The sequence below is a fragment of the Pseudomonas sp. SDO5215_S409 genome (assembly GCF_054071325.1).
Window position 1 is genome coordinate 20771 of sequence record NZ_JBSVWN010000065.1, and the last position, 14232, is coordinate 35002.

The window sequence follows — 14232 nt, forward strand, 5'->3', positions numbered from 1 at the left end:
TCTCGACCATGAGTGCCCAATTGAACGGCAAGAAGATTCTGATCATCACCGCCAATACCGGCATCGAGCGCGACGAATTGCTCAGCCCCCTGGAGACGCTGCGCGGTTTTGGCGCGACGGTCACCCACGGCTCCAGCGAAGGCGGCACCACCCAGACCTTCCGCCACGACACCGAGAAGGACAAGACCGTCGAGTCTGACGTAAAGCTGGCCGATGTGGTCGCCGGGGACTTTGACGCTCTGGTGATCCCCGGTGGCACCGTCAACGCCGATACCTTGCGCCAGGACGCCTCGGCACTGCGCTTGATCAAGGACTTCGTCCGGGCGGGGAAAACCGTCGCGGCCATCTGTCACGGGCCTTGGGCGTTGATCGACGCAGGCGTGATTGGCGGCAAGACGCTGACCTCGTACAAAAGCGTGCGCATCGACCTGGAAAACGCGGGCGCGGCCAGTTGGGTGGACACTGCGGTGAAAGAGTGCCCGGCCAATGGTTGGACGCTGATCACCTCACGCACACCCGACGACCTGCCCGCCTTCAACCAGGCTATCGCCAAGGCACTGGCGGCCTAGAACCAGCGCTGCAATACGCACACAGGCGCCCGAGGGCGCCTGTGTTTTTTATGTTTTGACCGTCAATGGCTCGAGTGCTCGGGCATGGCTTTTTTCGGCCCGCCCACCGCCCACGCGATCAGCCCCAAGAGCGGCACGAAGATCAGTATCACCAGCCACAACCCTTTGGTTTCCCAACCGCTGGTGCTGCGCAGCACCGCGTTGATTGCCCACAATTCCAGCACCACCAACATCACCGCCAAACCTATCCAGACATATTCGATTTGCATGCGTCACCTCCTGAGGTCGTCATGCATTAGGTCCAGGGTTGGGCGCGAGGGTTCATTAAAATTGTGGTGCATTGCTTAATGCAACCTGGGCCTTGTGGCGTCATGCAAGCTGCATGAAACCGAAAATAGAAGATCCGCATAAGCCACTGTTTTAAAAAGAAAAATAATTATCCCTTATATCGGCACGACCTCTGCAATGCCCTTGACGACGAGGCGGGCATTTCGACCCGCCCGCTGTTATCCGTGAGGTTCCACCATGAATGCCATTGACCTGCTCAAAGCCGATCACGAACGTGTCAAAGCCCTGCTCACCCAGTTGAGCGAGTCCACCGAACGGGGCGTGAAAAAGCGCACCGAATTGCTGGCCAAGCTGGAAATGGAAATCTCGCTGCACACCCGTCTTGAAGAAGAAATCCTGTACCCCGCCTTTCGCAAGGCAGGCGGTAAAGAGCAAGACGTGATGTACCACGAAGCCAAGGAAGAGCACCGCACCGTTGATGCCTTGGTACTGCCCGACCTGAAGCAGACCCAACCCTCCACCACCGAGTTTTCTGGCCGGGTCAAAGTGGTGAAGGAACTGCTGGAGCATCACATCGAAGAAGAAGAAACCGAGATGTTCCCCCAGGCGAAAAAGCTGTTGGGTAAAGCCCAGCTGGAAGCGCTGGGCGAGCAGATGGAAGCCATGAAGGCGGCGCACAAAAAGCAGCAGGCGGGCAAGCCGATGGCCGCTTGATTGGCTCAAGCGCTACCGAACCGGCCGGTGCCTGGCCTCACGGCACCGGCAACCACCCTGTAAACGCACCGCTTTCATCCAACGGGCACCAGGCAAAATCCCACGGCGGGGGTGCCAGTGTGTCCAGCGGCACTGCTGGTATGTGGGCGCTTTTGCCATCCACCACCCGCAGCGGCGAGCCCTGCCACGCCAGTACCAGCCCGCGTGCCGGGGTTTCGTCGTTTGCCACCCACCGCGCCGCCGCTGCGATCATGAAGGCTTCGATAGGCTCTTCGTCGACTTCCAGGCGGTAGGCCGAGCCGAGCAGCCAGCGGCATACGCTCAGGTAGTACGTCCAGTTCGGCGACGGGCGGTGACGATACGACCACACCATAAAGCTGCGAAACAGGTTTAGGCCCTCGGGCGGATCGAGCTTGAGCAGCCCCGGGCAGATATCGAACAAGGTGTGCCAGTAAGGCAGCAGCCGCGCGTCCAGGTGCACGAAGCACCGGGCGTTGCTGGGGTAGTCGGCAGACGGCAGCGTGTCGTCACCCAAGGGGCGGCGGGAAACCAGGCGCGCAGCGCCGGCAGGCAAGGGATGGCTCATGAAACGCACTCACATTCGTGACGATAAACAGCCACCCGGCAACGGGAGGCCACGGGCATCGGTCAGAATGCGGGGGAGGCGCGAGGATTGGCCGAAGGCCAGGAATAACGCGGCGGCGCCTTGTTGCGCCGTTCATGAGCCGGGCGCGGGGCCTGGCGGATGCCCAGCAACCAGGCCAGGCCCAGCAGGAACACAATCGCCAGGGTCACCGCCGAGCAGATCGGACACGTCAGCGCCCCCGACCAGCCGCTGCCCGTCGCGCTGCCCAGGCTTTTGCCGACCACCGGCAGCTCACTGCCCTGGCTCGCGCAGAACACCCCGCCCAGCCCGTTGAGCACCTGGCCGGTCATCTGCCCATGCCCCAAACCGCAGGCGAACACGTTGAACAGGACGCAGAAATACAAGGTCCAGGCAGCAAGTGAACGGTAGGGGCGGCTGAGTTTCATGGCGGCGACTTTAGCACCGAACCCTGCCCCGGATGAAGCGGGGCGCGGCCTGTGACAGAACGTCGCAGATTACGCAGGCGGGCGCGGGTTGTTAGAATGCCCCCCTTCCTCGCAAAGCCTGACGGTCGATTCGTGGTTCCCAGGCGCTTCACAGGATGCACCGTTAATGAGTACGTTATTCACCCGCCGCAAGGTCCTCACCGGCATGGGATTGCTCGGCCTTGGCTTGTTGGCCGGCTGTGACAACAGCCCGAAACTGAACTTCAAGTACGGCAAGGACCTGAGCGACAAGATCATGGGCCGCACCTTCAAGCTCAAGAACACCGAGGGCGACACCGTCACCTTGAGTTCTTTTCGCGGCTTGATGCCCGTGGTGTTCTTTGGGTTCACCCAATGCCCTGCCGTGTGCCCCACTACCCTTGCGCGCATGGCCCAGGCCAAGAAGCTGATGGGCCGCGACGGCGAGATCATGCAGGTGATCTTCATCACCCTCGACCCGGAACGCGATACCCCCGAGGTGCTCGACAAATACGTCAAGGCCTTCGACCCAAGCTTTGAAGCGCTCTACGGCACCCCGGAAGAAATCGCCGTGGCCGCCAAGGAGTTCGGGATCTTTTATGAAAAGATCCCCACCGGCGACAGCTACACCCTCTCCCACACCGCCACAAGCTTTGTGTTCGACACCCGGGGCAACCTGCGCCTGGGCCTGTCCGCCTCACTTAACGCCAAAGAGTGCGCAGAAGACCTGCTCACCGTCATGGAGGTCTGCTGATGACTGCCGTTCGACACCTCAAGCGCTGGGCCCTCGGGCTGTCCCTGCTCACCCTGGCCGCGCACGCCAGCGCCCAGGTGCAAGTGACCGACGCGTGGGTACGCGCCACCGTGGCCGGGCAGCCGTCCAGCGGCGCCTTCATGACCGTCACCGCCGACACCGACAGCCAGTTGCTCAGCGTGGCCTCGCCGGTGGCCAAGACCGTGCAGATCCATGAAATGAGCATGAAGGACGACATCATGCGCATGGGCCCCGTGGACGCGGTGCCGCTGCCCGCCGGCAAGGCCGTCAAGCTCGACCCGGACGGCTACCACGTGATGCTGATCGACCTCACCGGCCAGATCAAGGAAGGCGACCAGGTGCCGCTGACCCTGACCGTGCAAAACGCCAAGGGCGACCAGCAGGTCATTCAAATCAAGGCCCAGGCCCGGGCGTTGAACGCCATGGACCACAGCACGATGCACTGAGGTTTATTCAGTTCAGCTTCAAAGCGTGTGAGGGGTTTCGGGGATTATCCCGCAGGTGCCGGGCGGTATTGTCGGCCTGCTGATTGCATTGATCAGCGGTGTCGTCCAACTGCCCCGGAGTTCGCCCCCCATGACCGCCCTGCACGCCATGCTCCAGGCCTTGGCTTCCACCCGCGCCAGCCAGGTGCTGGCCACGGTGGTCAAGGTCGAAGGTTCTGCCTACCGACGCCCCGGTGCACGCATGTTGATCGGTGCGCAGGGCCTGCGCATCGGCACCTTGAGCGGCGGTTGCCTGGAAGCCGAAGTGGCCAAAAAGGCCGACTGGCTGACCGCCGACGGCCAACCCTGCCTGCAGCGCTACAGCAGCGCCGAAGACGATGACGACCTCGACGCGCTCGAATACACCTTTGGGCTGGGCTGCAACGGCACCGTGCATGTGCTGCTTGAGCGCCTGCCAGACCCCGACCAGTACCTGCCCGTGCAATTGCTGCGCGAAGTCCAGGCCAGCGGCCAACCGGCGGTGCTGGCCACGGTAATTGGCGTGAGCGGCCCGTTGCCGGTGCTGTTGGCGGAGCGTTTCGCCCTGGACTGCAACCGCCAGCCGCGCACAGGCTCGACCGTGCTCGCGGGCCTGCCCGCGCTGCAACAAGACCTGCAAACCGCCCTGCACACCCGCCGCACCTCGGTGCGACGTTACGCCTTGGCCGGGGGTGAACTGGAAGTGTTGGTGGAATACCTGGCCGCGCCCCGCCGACTGGTGATCTTCGGGGCCGGGCACGACGCCCTGCCCTTGCTGCAACTGGCCACGTCCCAGGGCTGGCGGGTGAGCGTGATCGACAGCCGCAGCCATTTTGCCAGGGCTGAACGCTTTCCCGGGGCCGATCAGGTGCTGAACTTGGCGATCAACACCCCAGTGAACCTCCACGCGCTGCTCGACGGCGCCGCCGTGGCCGTCATGACCCACAGCTACGCGCAAGACCTGTTCTGGTTGCAACAGGCCTTGAACGGCACGCCTGCCTACATCGGCCAACTGGGCCCGCGTTACCGCACCGAACGGCTGCTGGCGCAGATCGCGCCCGCACCGTCGCGCCTGGCCCACCTGCATTACCCCATGGGCCTGGACTTGGGCGGCGACGGCCCGGAGGCCGTGGCCCTGGCGGTGTTGGCGGAGATCACCGCCGTGTTCAATGAGCGCAGCGGGCAGCGGCTCAAACAGCGTGACGAGCCGATTCACGCATCCGAGCTGCACAGCACCGTCAGGTAGTGGCCAGCGCCGCCGGGTCGATGGGCAAGCGGCGCAGGCGTTTGCCGGTCGCGGCGAACAGCGCGTTGACCACCGCCGGGGCAATCGTCACCGTCGACACCTCGCCAATCCCGCCGGGCGTTTCTTCACTCGCCAACAACTGGGTGTCGATCAGCGGCGCCTCGTTCATGCGCAGCATGCGGTAGCTGTCGAAGTTGCCCTGCTTCACGCGCCCGTCCTTGAACGTGATGTTGCCAAACAGCGCCGCCGTCAGGCCGAAGATCGCCCCGCCCTGCATCTGTGCCACCACACTGTCGGGCACGATCGCCCGGCCGCAGTCGACCACACAGGTGACTTTGTGCACGCGTACTTGGCCCGCCTTGTCCACGCTCACCTCGGCCACCTGCGCCGCATAGGTGCCAAAACAGAACGTCAGGGCCACCCCGCGCCCGCGCCCCGCTGCCGCTGGCGTGCCCCAGCCAGCCCGTTGCGCCACGGCCTCCAGCACCTTGCGCGCACGCGGGTGTTTGCCAAGCAGGGCCAGGCGGTACGCCACTGGGTCCTGCCCGGCCAACGCCGCCAGCTCGTCGATGAAACCTTCGACCATGAACACGTTTTGCGTGTGCCCCACGCCGCGCCAGAACCCGGTGGTGATGCCCGTGGCGGGTTCATGCCGGTTGTAGCGCACGCCGATGTGGGCAAAGTCATACGGCCCGCTGGGATCGCGGACGGCATCGCCGTCGATGTTATGGGTGAAGCGCTCGGGCAGCCAGCGCGCCAGGATCGAGGAACCGGTGACTTTGTGGGTCCAGGTGGTCGGCGTGCCCGCCGCATCCAGCCCGGCGCTCAAGTGGTTGAAATGGTAAGGCCGCAAAGTGCTGTGGCGCGTGTCTTCCTCGCGGGACCAGATGACCTTGAGCGGGAACGCCACCTGCCGGGCGAACGCCACGGCGTGGCGCACGAAGTCCACGTCCAGCCGCCGACCAAAACCACCGCCCAGCAGGTGGTTGTGCACCTGCACCTGATGCTCGGCCAGCCCGGTCAGTTCCACCGCCACGGCCTGCGCGCGCACCGGCACCTGGGTGCCCAACCACAGGTCGCAGCCATCGGGCCGTACGTGCACGGTGCAGTTGACCGGCTCCATGCAGGCATGGGCGAGAAACGGCACCTGGTACACCGCCTCGGCCGTCTGGCTGGCCTGGGCCATCCCTTGCGCCACATCCCCCACGCTGCGCACCTCTGCGCCCGGCGCCAGGGACGCCTGCTCAATGGCGGCGAGCATCTGCGCGCTCGAATACTCGGCGTTGGCGCCCGCGTCCCACGTCACCTCCAGCAAGCCCAAGGCCTTGCGGGCGGCGCCCATGTGCTCGGCCACCACCGCCACGGCTGTTTCGGTGCGCAGCACTTGCAACACGCCTTTGACCGCGATGGCGGCGCGATCATCCACACGGTCCAGGCGCCCGCCCACCACCGGGCAGGTCAGGATCGCGGCCAGCTTGACGCCCTCCGGCCGCGCGTCGATGCCGTAGCGGGCGGTGCCGTTGACCTTGCTGGAGGAGTCGGTGCGGTGCTGGGTGAGGCCGATCAGTTGGTAGTGCGCAGGGGTGGTCAGTTCGACCGTGTCCGGCAGCGGCAAGGTCGCGGCGCGTTCCACCAGCTCGCCATAGGCCAGGCGGCGCTGGCTGGCCGGGTGAAACACCGCGCCATCGCGGGCGCTGCAACTGCTCGGGGCCACGCTCCACTGCAACGCCGCCGCTTGCACCAGCAGGGTCCGGGCGGTCGCGCCGGCCTGGCGCAACGGCGCCCAGGCGCTGCGAATCGAGGTGGAGCCGCCGGTCACCTGAAACCCCAGCAATGGGTTGGCGTAGCGCGAGTTATCGGCCGGGGCGTGGGCGACAGTCACCTGGTCCAGGCGCACACCCAGCTCTTCAGCGATCAGCACCGGGATCGAGGTGTAGGTGCCCTGCCCCATTTCTACCTGGGCGACGGTAAACGTCACCTGCCCTTGGCGGTCAATGGTGATGAACGCGTTGGGCACAAAACGTTGCGCGCCGTCAGCAGGCGCCGCGCCAACGCCGGTGGGCAATGCCAGGCTCAGCAGCAACCCGCCGCCGCTGGCCGCACCCACCTTGAGAAAACTGCGCCGGGACAGGCCGGCCCGTTCACCGTTCATGCGCCCACCTTGACGAACTCGGCGCCCGCCGCCTGGTGAATCGCCGCACGGATGCGCACGTAGGTGCCGCAGCGGCAGATATTGCCGGTCATGGCGTTGTCGATATCGCTGTCGCTGGGGTGCGGGTTGCTGGCCAGCAAGGCCGTCGCGGACATGATCTGCCCCGACTGGCAGTAGCCACACTGCACCACTTCCAGGGCCTGCCAGGCTTGCTGGATACGCTGGCCGGCGGGGGTCTGGCCGATGGCTTCGATGGTGGTGATCTCCGCCCCGGCCAGCGCGCTCACCGGCATCACGCAGGCGCGGATCGGCGTGCCGTTCATGTGCACCGTGCACGCACCGCACAGCGCCATGCCGCAGCCGAACTTGGTGCCGGTCATGCCCAGCACGTCCCGCAGCACCCAGAGCAAGGGGGTGTCGTCGTCAACGTCCACGCTGTGGGCGTGACCGTTTATGTTCAATGTCTGAGCCACGGGCTTCTCCTGCCGATCAAAAAGACAAGCTTGATCTTAGGAGTTACGCCGCCGTGGAAGAACGCAGGCCGCCTTCACAGTCTATGAAGGCGGGCTAATCAAAGCAGGCGCAAGGGCGCGGCCAGGCTGGACGGGGTGGCGCGCAGGAAGTCGATCAGCGCGCGCAACTTGCGGCTGACGCGGCGCCGGTCGGAGTAATACAGGGTGAAACCGGGCAACGGCGGGCACCAGTCTTCAAACAGGCTGACCAGTTCGCCGCGCTGGATGAACGGGTCGATGTGCCCGCTGATCATGTAGCCGATGCCCAGCCCGTCCAGTGCACTTTGCACCAGCGCCGAAGAGTCGTTGACGATCAACCGCCCACGCACGGCCAACTGCAACACTTCTTGGCCGCGCACTAGGTCCCAGCGTTCGACCACGCCGCTGGAGGCACGAAAGCTGATGCAGTGGTGGTTGAGCAATTCGCTGGGATGCTGCGGCGTGCCATGGCGCGCCAGGTAGTCGGGCGAGGCGATGATGCGCATGCACAGCGCAGGGCCGACCTTGACTGCCACCATGTCTTGCTCGACGAAATCGCCGAAGCGAATCCCCGCGTCGAAGCCCAGCCGGGTGATGTCCACCAGGGCGTTTTCCATCGCCAGTTCCAGGTCGATCTGCGGGTGCGCCTCCAGAAACGCCGACAGCACCGGCTGCAACACCGTCATGTAACCGGCACGCGGTACGTTCAGGCGCAACAGCCCAGCGGGGGAGCCGCTGGCATCGCCCACTTCCAGGGCGGCGTCGGTCAGCACGCTCACGGCCGGCTGCACCTTGACCAAAAAGCCTTGCCCGGCCTCGGTCAGGCTCACACTGCGCGTGGTGCGGTTGAACAGCGCCACGCCCAGGCGCCGCTCCAGGTTGCGGATGACCTGGCTGACCGCCGACGGCGAAACCCCGAGCCGCACCGCCGCCGCAGAAAAACTCGCGTGCTCGGCCACGCAGACAAAGGTCACCAGACCGTCGAGTTGATCCTGGCGCATGTTCAGCCCTTGAAGGAAAAGTTGCATTACAGCACATCCATTATGAAGTTTTACTTCAAAGGCTAATGCGCAAAACGCAGCAGACGCTGAGTTCATATCCATAAAATATCCAATCGACACTTTCTATATATTTTCAATCTCAAAACAGACTCGTTAGCCTGCGCAAGCCGAGCGCGCCTCCCTGTCGCCGCCCGGCCACACAATTCTAAAAACAAGCAGACAACGGGAATAACAATGACGAAATCCCCCATCGCCCTGGGCCTGTCCTCGGCTACCCTGGGTTTGGCCCTGGCCTTTCCTTGCCTCGCCGAAGCTGACTTTTTTGAAGACAGCAAGGCTGACCTCGAATTTCGCAACTTCTACTTCAACAGCGATTTCCGCCAGCCCGGCGCCAAACAATCCAAACGTGACGAGTGGGCCCAAGGGCAGATCCTCGATTACCGCTCGGGCTTTACCGAAGGCCTCGTGGGCTTTGGCCTGGATGCCACCGGGCTGCTGGGCATAAAACTCGACTCCGGCCCCGACCGGCAAAACACCGGCCTGTTGCCGGTGGGCAACGACGGCGCGCCCGACAGCTACAGCCGCCTGGGCGCGGCGGCCAAAGTGCGTATCTCCAAGACCGTGCTCAAGGCCGGCACCCTGATCCCCAAGCTCCCCACCGTGCTACCCAACGATGGCCGCCTGCTGCCCCAGACCTTTCGCGGCACCCAACTGACCAGCCAGGACATCGCGGGCCTGACCTTCGACGCCGGGCGCCTGACCAGTAACACCCTGCGCAACATCAGCGGGCGCGAGGCCATTGAAGTGGCGGGCAAAGGCAAAAGGGGTCGGTGCCCAGCGACAAGTTCGACTTCGCCAGTGCCACCTACAAGTGGACGAACAACCTCGCCACCGGCTACCACTACGCCAACCTGCAAAACAACTACACCCAACACATCTTCAACGTGGTGCACACCTTGCCGTTGGGCAAGTCGCAGTCGTTCAAGACCGACCTGCGCTACGCCGACTCCAGCCAGGCGGGCAACAGCAACGTCGACAACCAGGCCTTTGGCGCCAAATTCACCTACAGCCTCTACGGCCACTCGCTGGGCGCCGCCTACCAACGCATGAAGGGCACCACCGGTTTCCCGCATCTGGATGGCACCGATTCCTACCTGGTGAACTACGTCATGCTCTCGCCAGACTTCGCCAACCCCGAGGAACGTTCCTGGCAGGTGCGTTATGACTACAACTTTTCCGCCATCGGCCTGCCCGGCCTGACCTTCATGACGCGCTACCTCAAGGGCGACAACTTCGTGCGCACCCGTGGCGTGGAAGGCACCGAGTGGGAGCGCAATACCGACATCGGCTACGTGTTCCAGACCGGTCGCCTGAAAAACCTCAGCGTGAAGTTGCGTAACGGCACTTACCGCAGCAACGGCTCGGGCAGCGACATCGACCAGAACCGTTTCATCGTCAGCTACACCTTGCCCCTGCTGTAATTTTTCGGAGCCTTTCCCGTGACTACCCAAAAGACCCTCACTCATCTGGCCGTCGTGTTCGCCTTGTTCAGCAGCTACGGCGTGTATGCCGCAGACACCGGCCAACTGCCGTGCAGCACCACCGAACAATGCGCGGCCCAGGCGGCCAAAGTCGGCGCCACGCCGGACTCGGCGAGCACGTCGCACAAGGCCAAGGGCGACCCTACCCAGACCCAGTTCGCCTGGCTCAACCGCATCAACAAAGCCTCGATTGTGATGCTCACCGAAGAAGGCATCGTCAAGCCGGACATGGGCCACAAGATCGCGGGCGGCGTGCGCTACGCCATCGACCAGGCCGACCAGCCCGGCGGCAAGCGCCCCAGCGATGTGCTGCAGCTGGAAAAAATCATGACCGACAAGATCGGCCCTGAAGCGTCGCTGATCCACTCGGGCCGCAGCCGCCAGGACATGCTCGCCACCTACCGCCTGGCGCATTTGCGCACGCAGGTGCTGGCCTACAGCGACGCCTTGAACGCCACCCGCCAGCGCATCCTGGCAATTGCCGACAAGAACGTCGACACGCTGGTGCCCGCCTACACCAACGGCGTGCAAGCCATGCCGATCAGCTACGCCCACTACCTGCTGGCCTTTGAAGCCGCGTTTGACCGTGACGGCCAACGCATCCGCGAGCTGTACGCCCGCCTCAACCTGAGCCCGATGGGCACCGCCGTGCTGGCGAACTCCGCCTACCCGCTCAACCGCGAGCGGCTGGCCCAGTTGCTGGGCTTTGACGGCGTACGGGAAAACTCGCTGGACTCAAGCCAGGTGTCCACCTATGACCTCCCGATCGAAGCCGCCAACCTGGCCGCCTCCTCGGCGATTCGCATCGGCGCGATGATTGGCGACATCCACACCCAATACCATCAGATCCGCCCGTGGTTGTTGCTCGATGAAGAGTCCACCTACACCAGCAGCGCCATGCCGCAAAAACGCAACCCGGGGCTGTTGATGCGCACGCGCGAAGCGGCGTCGGACGTGGTGGGGTTGTCGCAGGCCGTGACCCTGCGCGCGCACAACGTCACCACGGGCATGACCGACTACAAGTTCGCCTTCGACTCCCTGGGGGTGTTCCAGTCCACCGGCGAGATGTTCAAGAACATGGACGCGGTGCTCGATGCGCTGCAAATCAACCCGCAACGGGCGCTGGAGGAGCTGGAGTCGGAATGGACCACCTCGATGGAGTTGGCCGACACCCTGGAGCGCCAGTTCAAGGTGCCGTTCCGCATTGGCCACAGCTTTGCGTCGCTGATCGTCACCCAGGCACGGGACAACGGCACCACGCCCAAGACCTTCGCGTATGCCGATGCGCAGAAGCTGTATCGCCAGGCAGCGGACAAGTACAAGTGGACGCCCAACACCTTGCCGCTGGACGAGGCCGGGTTTCGCGCTGCACTGTCGCCGACCGCGATGGTCAAGACGCGCAAGGGCACGGGTGGGCCGCAGCCTGAAGAGGTCAAGCGCATGCTGGCCGAGGCCCGCAAAACGTTGGACAACGACCAGAAATGGCTGGCCGAGCGCCGCGTCAACCTGATGAATGCCGAGAACAATCTGGACAAGGCCTTCGACAAACTGGCCAAGGACTAAACGGCGCCACTGTCGCCAGTGGCGTGAGCGGGCGTGCCCCGCTCACGCCACGCCGGGGCGGTTGAGGGCTTTTTGCCAGCGGCAGATGGCCAGGCACGCCACGCAGTTGCCCAGCACGTTGGTCAGCGACCGGCACTTCATCAAGCGCTCCACCCCCAGCAACAACCCCACCCCTTCCAGCGGCACCAGTTGCAGGATGTTCAACGTCGCAATCAAGGTGAACAACGCAGAGCCTGCCACGCTGGTCGAGCCCAGCGAGGTCAACAGGCAGATCACCAGCACCGCGAGCAAATCCGGCGCGGTGATGTGCACCCCGGCCAGGTGCGCCAGAAACATGATCGCGGTGGTGAGGTAAATGTTCGTCCCGGTCAGGTTGAAGGTATACCCGGTGGTCAAGACCAGGCGAACCAGCTGGCGGTCACACCCCAGTGCTTCGAGCTTGTCCACACACCCTGCAAGCGCCGCCACGGACGACCCGGTGAAGGTCACCAGCAGCAACTCTTCTTTCAAGTACGCCACCAACGTCCACAGCCGCATCCCGGCCCAGCGTGTGATCGCGGCAAACACCAGCAGCACAAACAGCGCGCAGGCCAGGTAAATCACCCCGATGAACGTGAGCAGGGGCAGCACCGAGCTGGCGCCATATTTACCCACCACAAACGCCATCGCGCCAAACGCGGCCAGTGGGGCAAAAGCAAGCAGCAGGCGTAACACGCGAAACAATCCTTGCACCGCTGCTTCCAGCCAGCCCAGGCAACGTTGCCCTGCCCGGCCGCCCCGGCCCAGCCCTAACCCGCAGAGCACGGCCACAAGCATTACCTGGAGCACCAGGCTTTGGGTGAATACGCGGTAGAACGTGGCCGATACCGACGTCAGCGACAGCGCCTGCCAGTAGCTGTCCGGCAACACGGCCGCAGTGACGTGCGGGGCGACCACGCTGGTGTCCAGCTCAAACAGCCACCCCGTGGCCATCCCCGCCGACAGCGAAACCAGTGACATCACCTGGAAATACGTGACGATGCGCCCCACCACATGCCGGTGCCGACGCTCGCGCTTGATCCCGGCCACGCCGGTGGCCACCAGCACAAACAGCAAGAAGGGCATCAAGGCGCCCACGGCCTTCAGAAACAGGTCGCTGAACATTTTCATGTCGATGGCCAGGTGCGGATACCACAGCCCCAACGCCATGCCCAGGGCAATCGCGATGAGGATCGGCAACGTTGAGTTCCTGACGGAAGGGGTCGGCATCGGCACTCCGGCGTTGCTCGGTTTATTGTTATTGTGGCGCCCGCGTGCATTGGGCATATTGCACGCCAACGCCTCGCGGGGCCGCAAATAATAAAGTCTGGCTACGGGATACACCACCATGGAGCTTCGCCATTTACGCTATTTCATCATGGTGGCCGAAGAGCGACATTTCACCCGCGCCGCTGCCCGCCTGAACATGCAGCAACCGCCGCTGAGCCAGCAGATCCGTGCGCTGGAACACGAGCTGGGGTTTGACCTGTTCAAGCGCCACCCCAAGGGCGTGGACCTGACCGCTGGCGGGCTGGTGTTTCTCGATGAAGCCCGCGACATCCTGGCCCGCGTCGAACAGGGCGCGCTCAAGGCCGCCCGCGCCGCCCATGGCATCGAGGGCACACTGGTCATCGGTTTTACCAGCTCCGCCGCCGCCCACCCATTGATCCCGCGCATCATCCGCGCCTACCGCGAGCACTACCCGGGTGTGGAACTGTCGATCAACGAAGGCAGCGCGCGGGAAGTGACCGAGGACACCGTGGAAAAACGTATCGACCTGGGCATCCTGCGCGCCCCGGTCGGCAGCGATCCGGGCCTGACCTTCCACCGCCTGCTCAACGAAGAAATGCTGCTCACCCTGCCCAGCGGCCACCCGCTGCTCGACCGCGCCGAGCCGGATATCGGCATGAACGACCTTCGCGACGAACGCTTCATCCTCGTACGCCGCCCCGGCGCGCCGGGCATGTACGCCAACCTGATCAAGGCCTGCCAGAACGCCGGGTTCGAACCCAAAATTGCGTTTGAAGTGGAACGGATGCTGACCAACGTCAGCCTGGTGGCGGCCGGTGAAGGTATCTCGGTGGTGCCCGCGTCGATGCGCGATGTGCACCGTGACAGCGTGGTGTATTGCCGTATCCGCGACGCACGGCCAAGGCTGTTGGCGCCGATTACGCTGGTGCGGCGCACGTTTAATCCGTCGGCGCCGTTGCAGAACTTTATTGGCTTGGCGCGGGGGTTGGCGGGGGTTTATCGCAAGGGTTGACGCTGACGGTGCAGGTACGGAGGCCAGCGTGTGAAACCTGTCGGGACTGTCAGATTTTTTGTGTGCGGGCCGGTAACGGCCTGCCGTCAGGCAGGCC

At 64.1% G+C, this 14232-nt stretch carries 14 protein-coding genes and 1 pseudogene; 8 read left to right on the plus strand and 7 right to left on the minus strand.

The annotated features are described in order from the left end of the window. Positions 1–8: 8 nt before the first annotated feature. A complete protein-coding gene (locus tag ACW9H9_RS24970) occupies positions 9–569 on the plus strand; it encodes a type 1 glutamine amidotransferase domain-containing protein (protein WP_457345911.1) in 561 nt (186 codons plus the stop codon). A 62-nt stretch (positions 570–631) separates the two neighbouring features. On the opposite strand, the gene ACW9H9_RS24975 is transcribed toward ACW9H9_RS24970, so the two are convergent. Continuing rightward, positions 632–838, minus strand: coding sequence for a hypothetical protein (locus ACW9H9_RS24975; RefSeq protein ID WP_457345910.1), 207 nt, complete (start codon positions 836–838; stop codon positions 632–634). A 256-nt stretch (positions 839–1094) separates the two neighbouring features. Between ACW9H9_RS24975 and ACW9H9_RS24980 the strand changes: the two genes are divergently transcribed. Then, positions 1095–1571 (plus strand): hemerythrin domain-containing protein, encoded by a 477-nt coding sequence (locus tag ACW9H9_RS24980; protein ID WP_457345909.1) that lies wholly within the window; start codon positions 1095–1097, stop codon positions 1569–1571. A 37-nt stretch (positions 1572–1608) separates the two neighbouring features. On the opposite strand, the gene ACW9H9_RS24985 is transcribed toward ACW9H9_RS24980, so the two are convergent. Both ACW9H9_RS24985 and ACW9H9_RS24990 read right to left on the minus strand, forming a co-directional pair. After that, positions 1609–2157, minus strand: a complete 549-nt coding sequence (locus ACW9H9_RS24985) for a putative natural product biosynthesis protein (RefSeq protein WP_457345908.1) — start codon at positions 2155–2157, stop codon at positions 1609–1611. A gap of 62 nt (positions 2158–2219) precedes the next feature. Then, positions 2220–2603, minus strand: coding sequence for a DUF2946 domain-containing protein (locus ACW9H9_RS24990; RefSeq protein ID WP_457345907.1), 384 nt, complete (start codon positions 2601–2603; stop codon positions 2220–2222). Positions 2604–2769: 166 nt separating this feature from the next. Here ACW9H9_RS24990 and ACW9H9_RS24995 point away from each other — a divergent pair, with 166 nt between their 5' ends. From ACW9H9_RS24995 to ACW9H9_RS25005, 3 genes are all read left to right on the plus strand, one after another. Further along, positions 2770–3375 carry an SCO family protein gene (locus ACW9H9_RS24995; protein ID WP_457345905.1) on the plus strand — a complete coding sequence of 202 codons (606 nt, stop codon included), beginning with the start codon at positions 2770–2772 and terminating at the stop codon, positions 3373–3375. Further along, on the plus strand, positions 3375–3842 hold the full coding sequence (locus tag ACW9H9_RS25000; protein WP_457345903.1) for a copper chaperone PCu(A)C: 468 nt from the start codon (positions 3375–3377) through the stop codon (positions 3840–3842). Before ACW9H9_RS24995 ends, ACW9H9_RS25000 begins: the two co-directional genes overlap by 1 nt. Before the next feature lie 130 nt (positions 3843–3972). Further along, positions 3973–5106, plus strand: coding sequence for an XdhC family protein (locus ACW9H9_RS25005; protein WP_457345902.1), 1134 nt, complete (start codon positions 3973–3975; stop codon positions 5104–5106). Here the strand turns inward: ACW9H9_RS25005 and ACW9H9_RS25010 are convergent. From ACW9H9_RS25010 to ACW9H9_RS25020, 3 genes are all read right to left on the minus strand, one after another. Continuing rightward, positions 5099–7258, minus strand: coding sequence for a molybdopterin cofactor-binding domain-containing protein (locus tag ACW9H9_RS25010; RefSeq protein WP_457345900.1), 2160 nt, complete (start codon positions 7256–7258; stop codon positions 5099–5101). The two genes, ACW9H9_RS25005 and ACW9H9_RS25010, sit on opposite strands and share 8 nt — an antisense overlap. After that, entirely contained in the window at positions 7255–7731 is a 477-nt protein-coding gene (locus tag ACW9H9_RS25015) for a (2Fe-2S)-binding protein (RefSeq protein ID WP_457345899.1), read from the minus strand. The genes ACW9H9_RS25010 and ACW9H9_RS25015 overlap by 4 nt, the downstream gene beginning before the upstream one ends. A gap of 98 nt (positions 7732–7829) precedes the next feature. Further along, positions 7830–8777: a LysR family transcriptional regulator gene (locus tag ACW9H9_RS25020; protein WP_457345898.1), complete on the minus strand. Its 948-nt coding sequence runs from the start codon at positions 8775–8777 to the stop codon at positions 7830–7832. 207 nt (positions 8778–8984) lie between these two features. Here ACW9H9_RS25020 and ACW9H9_RS25025 point away from each other — a divergent pair. Together ACW9H9_RS25025 and ACW9H9_RS25030 are read left to right on the plus strand one after the other, a co-directional pair. After that, positions 8985–10231, plus strand: a pseudogene (locus tag ACW9H9_RS25025) (OprD family porin). Between the two features lie 18 nt (positions 10232–10249). Then, on the plus strand, positions 10250–11854 hold the full coding sequence (locus ACW9H9_RS25030; protein ID WP_457345897.1) for an argininosuccinate lyase: 1605 nt from the start codon (positions 10250–10252) through the stop codon (positions 11852–11854). 42 nt (positions 11855–11896) lie between these two features. On the opposite strand, the gene ACW9H9_RS25035 is transcribed toward ACW9H9_RS25030, so the two are convergent. Continuing rightward, positions 11897–13102: a cation:dicarboxylate symporter family transporter gene (locus tag ACW9H9_RS25035; RefSeq protein WP_457345896.1), complete on the minus strand. Its 1206-nt coding sequence runs from the start codon at positions 13100–13102 to the stop codon at positions 11897–11899. A 118-nt stretch (positions 13103–13220) separates the two neighbouring features. Here ACW9H9_RS25035 and ACW9H9_RS25040 point away from each other — a divergent pair, with 118 nt between their 5' ends. Continuing rightward, positions 13221–14135: a LysR family transcriptional regulator gene (locus ACW9H9_RS25040; RefSeq protein ID WP_457345895.1), complete on the plus strand. Its 915-nt coding sequence runs from the start codon at positions 13221–13223 to the stop codon at positions 14133–14135. Positions 14136–14232: the final 97 nt, after the last annotated feature.

Coding starts and splice junctions, on each gene's coding strand:
- ACW9H9_RS24970 (WP_457345911.1), top strand. CDS start 9: ATGAGTGCCCAATTGAACGGCAAGAAGATTCTGATCATCACCGCCAAT.
- ACW9H9_RS24995 (WP_457345905.1), top strand. CDS start 2,770: ATGAGTACGTTATTCACCCGCCGCAAGGTCCTCACCGGCATGGGATTG.
- ACW9H9_RS25040 (WP_457345895.1), top strand. CDS start 13,221: ATGGAGCTTCGCCATTTACGCTATTTCATCATGGTGGCCGAAGAGCGA.
- ACW9H9_RS25010 (WP_457345900.1), bottom strand. CDS start 7,258: ATGAACGGTGAACGGGCCGGCCTGTCCCGGCGCAGTTTTCTCAAGGTG.
- ACW9H9_RS24980 (WP_457345909.1), top strand. CDS start 1,095: ATGAATGCCATTGACCTGCTCAAAGCCGATCACGAACGTGTCAAAGCC.
- ACW9H9_RS25005 (WP_457345902.1), top strand. CDS start 3,973: ATGACCGCCCTGCACGCCATGCTCCAGGCCTTGGCTTCCACCCGCGCC.
- ACW9H9_RS24990 (WP_457345907.1), bottom strand. CDS start 2,603: ATGAAACTCAGCCGCCCCTACCGTTCACTTGCTGCCTGGACCTTGTAT.
- ACW9H9_RS25000 (WP_457345903.1), top strand. CDS start 3,375: ATGACTGCCGTTCGACACCTCAAGCGCTGGGCCCTCGGGCTGTCCCTG.
- ACW9H9_RS25035 (WP_457345896.1), bottom strand. CDS start 13,102: ATGCCGACCCCTTCCGTCAGGAACTCAACGTTGCCGATCCTCATCGCG.
- ACW9H9_RS24975 (WP_457345910.1), bottom strand. CDS start 838: ATGCAAATCGAATATGTCTGGATAGGTTTGGCGGTGATGTTGGTGGTG.
- ACW9H9_RS25020 (WP_457345898.1), bottom strand. CDS start 8,777: ATGCAACTTTTCCTTCAAGGGCTGAACATGCGCCAGGATCAACTCGAC.
- ACW9H9_RS24985 (WP_457345908.1), bottom strand. CDS start 2,157: ATGAGCCATCCCTTGCCTGCCGGCGCTGCGCGCCTGGTTTCCCGCCGC.